Origin of the sequence: Limnohabitans sp. (assembly GCF_044361645.1) — a bacterium.
Classification (GTDB): domain Bacteria; phylum Pseudomonadota; class Gammaproteobacteria; order Burkholderiales; family Burkholderiaceae_C; genus Limnohabitans_A.
Genome location: NZ_JBIKIL010000173.1, coordinates 1 through 5,859, shown reverse-complemented (window position 1 = coordinate 5,859; position 5,859 = coordinate 1). Strand labels below are relative to the sequence as shown.

Annotated in this window: 3 protein-coding genes and 1 pseudogene; all 4 read left to right on the top strand. The window is 59.1% G+C overall.

All coding sequences use genetic code 11. The annotated features are described in order from the left end of the window. On the top strand, positions 1 to 1,469 hold a 1,469-nt coding region (aceF, locus tag ACIQ39_RS18245; protein ID WP_396436008.1), incomplete at its 5' end, for a dihydrolipoyllysine-residue acetyltransferase. Positions 1,470 to 1,587: 118 nt separating this feature from the next. Continuing rightward, positions 1,588 to 3,468, top strand: a complete 1,881-nt coding sequence (lpdA, locus tag ACIQ39_RS18240; protein ID WP_396436007.1) for a dihydrolipoyl dehydrogenase — start codon at positions 1,588 to 1,590, stop codon at positions 3,466 to 3,468. Positions 3,469 to 3,527: 59 nt separating this feature from the next. After that, positions 3,528 to 4,213: pseudogene (locus ACIQ39_RS18235) on the top strand (transposase); the annotation flags it as partial. Positions 4,214 to 4,652: 439 nt separating this feature from the next. Then, on the top strand, positions 4,653 to 5,429 hold the full coding sequence (locus ACIQ39_RS18230; protein WP_396436006.1) for a hypothetical protein: 777 nt from the start codon (positions 4,653 to 4,655) through the stop codon (positions 5,427 to 5,429). The last annotated feature ends 430 nt before the right edge of the window (positions 5,430 to 5,859 follow it).

Genomic DNA, 5,859 nt, shown 5'->3' with positions numbered 1-5,859 from the left:
AGCCATCCATGGATCGCTTCGTTCCTCGCGATGACCAAGCAACCACCAATCCGACTTCCGTCACGGCGACTGCCGCGCCCGCAAGCGGGCTCGCAGTGACACAAGCGCAGCCATCCACCGCTTCAATCGCAGCACCACCAATGGCTCTCGCAGCTGGCCCAGTCGAGGTGCATGTGCCTGACATCGGTGACTTCAAAGACGTGGCCGTCATCGAAGTCATGGTCAAGCCCGGCGACACCATCAAGGTCGAGCAGTCGCTGATCACCGTCGAGTCCGACAAGGCCTCGATGGAAATCCCGTCCTCACATGCTGGCGTGCTCAAAGAGCTCAAAGTCAAAGTGGGCGACACGGTCAACATCGGTGACCTGCTGGCCATCTTGACGGTTCAGGGTTCGGCGTTGAGTGTTGAGCGTGGGGCGATGCCCGCTGCAATTCCTGCAGCTTCTGTCCCTGCTTCGACTACAACGCCTGCCAGCGCTGCACAGGCCCTATCTGCGCTCAACACAGAACGCCCAATGCTGAACGCCCCCGGGGGCTTGCCCCACGCCTCGCCCTCGGTGCGCAAGTTCGCCCGAGAACTCGGTGTGCCTTTGGAAGAAGTCAAAGGCTCTGGCCTCAAGGGCCGCATCACCGAAGCCGACGTGCAAGCCTTCACCAAAGCCGTCATGTTGGGCGCTGCCCAAACCAAGGCGCAAGCCGCCAAAGCCCCTGCGGCTGCGGGTGGTGGTGGCTCCGAGTTGGGCTTGATCCCCTGGCCCAAGGTCGACTTTGCCAAGTTCGGGCCGATTGAGCGCAAAGAAATGGGCCGCATCAAAAAGATCAGCGGCGCGAATTTGTTGCGCAACGCCATCATGATTCCGGCCGTCACCAACCACGACGATGCCGACATCACCGACCTCGAAGCCTTCCGTGTCTCGACCAACAAGGAAAATGAGAAGAGCGGTGTGAAGGTCACCATGCTGGCCTTCTTGATCAAGGCCTGCGTGGCCGCGCTCAAGAAATACCCTGAGTTCAACAGCTCGCTCGATGGTGATGCGGTGGTCTACAAAAACTACTGGCACATCGCTTTTGCAGCCGACACGCCCAATGGCTTGATGGTGCCGGTGATTCGCGACTGCGACCAAAAAGGCGTGCTGCAAATCAGCCAAGAAATGGGCGAGCTGGCCAAGAAAGCCCGAGAAGGCAAATTGGGCCCGGCCGACATGTCGGGCGCGACCTTCACCATCTCCAGCCTGGGTGGCATTGGCGGCAAGTACTTCACGCCCATCATCAACGCGCCTGAGGTGGCGATTTTGGGTGTGTGCAAAAGCAGCATGGAACCGGTCTGGGACGGCAAGCAGTTTGTGCCCCGCCTGATGCTGCCTTTGTCTTTGACATGGGACCACCGCGTCATCGACGGCGCGGCAGCGGCACGCTTCAATGCCTTCCTCGGTCAAATTCTCAGCGACTTCCGTCGGGTGTTGCTCTGATCCTTGGGGGCGCACCTAGGCACAGCCAATTTGTCAAGACTCGTAAAGTCTTTTGTTACGGCGGAACCAAGCGCACCCGTGTGCGGCTTGGCTCGGCCCCCAACCTCTTGAGAAGAACATGGCACTCATCAATATTCAAGTTCCAGACATCGGCGACTTCGACGAAGTGGCGGTGATCGAGTTGCTGGTCAAACCCGGTGACACCATCAAGGCCGAACAGTCGCTCATCACGGTGGAGTCCGACAAGGCCTCAATGGAAATCCCATCCTCCCATGCGGGTGTGGTTAAAGAGCTGCGCGTGCAGTTGGGCGACAAGGTCAAACAAGGCTCGGTGGTCTTGGTGCTCGAAGGCGAGGGCGCTGCGGCCGCACCGGTCATGGCCAGCTCCTCTCCCGCCATGACCACCCCTTCTCCCGTCATGGCGAACCTTTCCCCCGTCATTGCGAGCGAAGCGCGGCAATCCATGGATCGCTTCGTCCCTCGCGATGACGGCCCTGCCCCCGTGGCCACAAGCTTCAGCGGCGCAGCCGACCTCGACTGCGACGTGCTGGTGCTGGGCTCAGGCCCCGGCGGCTATTCGGCCGCCTTCCGCGCGGCCGACCTGGGCCTCAAAGTCGTGATGGTCGAGCGTTATGCCGACCTGGGCGGCGTCTGCCTGAACGTGGGCTGCATCCCCTCCAAGGCCTTGCTGCATGTGGCAGCGGTGATGGACGAGGTCAGCCACATGGCCGACTTGGGCGTGAGCTTTGGCGCGCCGCAGCTCGACATCGACAAACTGCGCGAGCACAAAGACAAAGTGGTGGGCAAGCTGGTGGGCGGCGTGGGCAGCATGGCCAAAATGCGCAAGGTCACCGTGCTGCGCGGCCACGGCAGCTTTGTGGGCAGCCACCATCTGCAAGTGGAAGAAACCACCGGCAGTGCCCAGGAAAAAACCGGCGCCAAGAAAGTGGTGGCTTTTAAAACCGCCATCATCGCCGCCGGCAGCCAAGCCGTGCGCCTGCCCTTCATGCCCCAAGACCCGCGTGTGGTGGACTCCACCGGCGCACTGGCCCTGGCCAGCGTGCCCCAAAAAATGCTCATCGTGGGCGGCGGCATCATCGGCCTGGAAATGGGCACGGTCTACAGCTCCCTGGGTGCACGCCTTGAGGTGGTCGAGATGATGGACGGCCTCATGCAAGGCGCCGACCGCGACCTGGTCAAGGTCTGGGAAAAGATGAACGCCAAGCGTTTTGACAAGATCATGCTCAAAACCAAAACCGTGGGCGCGCAAGCCACACCTGAGGGCATCAAGGTGCAGTTTGAAGGGCTGGACGGCACCCAAAGCGAAGGCACTTACGACCTGGTCTTGCAGGCCGTGGGCCGCACGCCCAACGGCAAAAAAATCGCCGCAGACCAAGCCGGTGTCGCCGTGACGGACCGGGGCTTCATCAACGTCGACATCCAGATGCGCACCAACGTGCCCCACATCTTTGCCATTGGCGACATCGTGGGCCAGCCCATGCTGGCGCACAAGGCGGTGCACGAAGCCCACGTGGCGGCAGAAGTGATTGCCGGTGAACTGCAAGGCAACAAAGAACTGGCGGCCAACGCCTTCAACGCCCGCGTCATCCCCAGCGTGGCCTACACCGACCCCGAGATCGCTTGGGTGGGTTTGACTGAAGATCAGGCCAAGGCCCAAGGCATCAAGGTCAAAAAAGGCTTGTTCCCCTGGGCCGCCTCGGGCCGCGCCACCGCCAATGGCCGCACCGAGGGCTTTACCAAGCTCTTGTTTGACGACTCGGATGAAGCCCACGGCCACGGCAAGATCCTGGGCGGCGGCATCGTCGGCCCCAACGCGGGCGACCTGATTGGCGAAGTCGCTTTGGCCATCGAAATGGGTGCCGACGCGGTGGACATCGGCAAAACCATACACCCGCATCCCACGCTGGGCGAGAGCATAGGCATGGCGGCCGAGGTGGCGCATGGCAGTTGCACGGACTTGCCACCGGCGAAGAAGTAAAACGCATCGTGCTGTGATCGAAAAAGCCAGGACAGCAAACTGTTCTGGCTTTTTTCATGCTGGTCTACCGCTGCGCCAAACAGCACAGCGAGCCTGGCAGCAACCGGCGAGACCAACGCAGAGCAAAGCCAGGTGCAAAGCACACGGGGCACAGGCCGACGAGCTGCACCTTACGCCGCTCGAACTCATAGCCCGCCTTGCCGTGCTGGTGCCGCCACCGCCACCGAGCACCCACCGCCACCGCCACCGCCACCGCTACTTCGGCGTGCTGGCACCCCATTCGCCGCACAGGGCTGCTGTCACGGCGATGACGCAGAGCACATCGCTGCCAACGGTGCAGGTGCAGGCCGAGCCAACCAGCACGGATGCGGGCGAGGGCGCACGCGGGGCAGGCAATCCGCCCCCAATCCAGACCGGGCCTGCTCAGTCGGTGCAGCCTAAGCGCCCAGCGCATGACCTGTGGGCGGTGCTCATCGCTCGCATCTACGAGGTGTTTCCTTTGTTGTGCCCCATTTGCGGCGGGCAAATGCGCATCATCGCCTTCATCACACACGGTGCAGACATCCGCCAAATACTGAACCACATCGGGGTGGATGCAGAGCCACCGCGCATCACCCCGGCAAGTGGGCCACCGCTGTGGGACGGGTGCGATGCGCAGATGGGCGATGGTGTCGAGGTTGAGCCAGATTGGGACGAGGCGGCCCAAGTGGCGCCGGACTTTGAGGTCGATCTGCGCATCAGTTGGTCATGGTGGCTGGTAATGGTGGCAACAGCGGTTTTGTCAGCACTGCCAACGCTGCGGGGCAGGGCTGCGCGTGGCACCGCCCAAAACGGTTCATACCGGAAAATCTCTGGCAACCGACCCAGAGCAAGCGCTCAGGCAGGCCCAGCCTGAAGGCCTGTGATGCCCAAAACCTGGGCCATAATCGCCCTCATGCGGTTGGATTTCCTATCCGCATCCGCTGAGAACACCCGTAAGAAATTATTAAAAACTATAATATCATTAAACTTGACAATTTAATAGGTGGGTGATTTATTGCCGTTTTACACGACACTTCAACAGCAGGCAGTTTTCTAAAAGTCCTTTGAAAGAACTACGATCACACAGGCAAATAACCTCTTGTACATAAACTAACCAGGGTCATCAAAGTCTTGGTTGGTTCATGATGTATCAATGCAGCAAAATGAAGAATATGAAAATAGAATTAATTCAGCTTAAAACTTGCATGGTCTCCGCCGTTGCCGTACTTGTTCTTGCCGGGGAAGCATCAGCCCAGACACTGGCTGGCTCTGTTCTTGATATTGAGGTTAGCGCCGCCTGGCAGGATAGCAACGATGTCCAGATTCCCAATAACAGCAATGGAACGCGTTTTGCGCTGGATGCCGTCACCGGACCCGGACCCTTTCTCGCGCCGCGAATACAGTTCATCACCAAGCTGGCGCCCCTTCATGAATTGCGCCTACTTGCAGCGCCATTAGGGATAAATGAAACAGGCAGACTGGACAAGCCAGTCAAATTCCAGGGGCAGAACTTTGCGGTTGGTGATGTAGAAGCTAAATACCGCTTTGACTCCTATCGAGCCACTTGGCGTTATACGTTTCATGAAAATCCCGACTGGATCTGGAAGGCGGGTGTCACTGGAAAAATCCGCGTCGCTGAGATCATGCTGCGACAGGGTGTCGTAACCGCGACCAAGAGCAATATCGGCTTCGTGCCGCTTCTGCATCTTTATGGCGAGCGAAGGCTCGATACTCGTTCCCGCCTCACTTTCGAGGGCGATGGATTGGCTGGCGGACCAGGTCGCGCATTCGATCTCTCGGCACGTTACGTTCGTGATTTTGATGAGCGTGTCTCGTTGTTCGCAGGACTGCGTATCCTTGACGGCGGTGTCGATTCGAGCAGTGGCTACAATTTTGCTCGCCTTCACTACCTGACGTTCGGGCTCCTATACCGAATGTGACCAGCGAATGAGCCGAGCACCAATGTGTGGCATTACTCCAATTTCCTAGACACATTTCATAGCGCAGTTTGACATTTGCGCTCGAACTCAAGGGGGCTAAGTTGATCGAGATGCTTGCCCAGCGTCCAGAAACGGGACAGTGTTTGAGGTCGCTTCAAACCTACACTTCGGCAACTGGGTTAAACACTCGGCAGAGGTCAAGTGTTGTGTTAGCAGCGTCCGGCGACGGCTCGGTTGAGTAGGTGTCGGGTGAACCGACATCTCAGCATCACCCTAAAGAATCAAAGCGGGCAGCGAGTTGGTCTCACAAGTTCGACACTTCCTGCACGTAAGTGATTGATTCGATTAGAAACCGAGGTCAAACCGCAGACTACAAAACAGGCTTGGCGAGGTCTGATGAGGTCGGCGGTGTCAATTCCAGGGCCGCAAA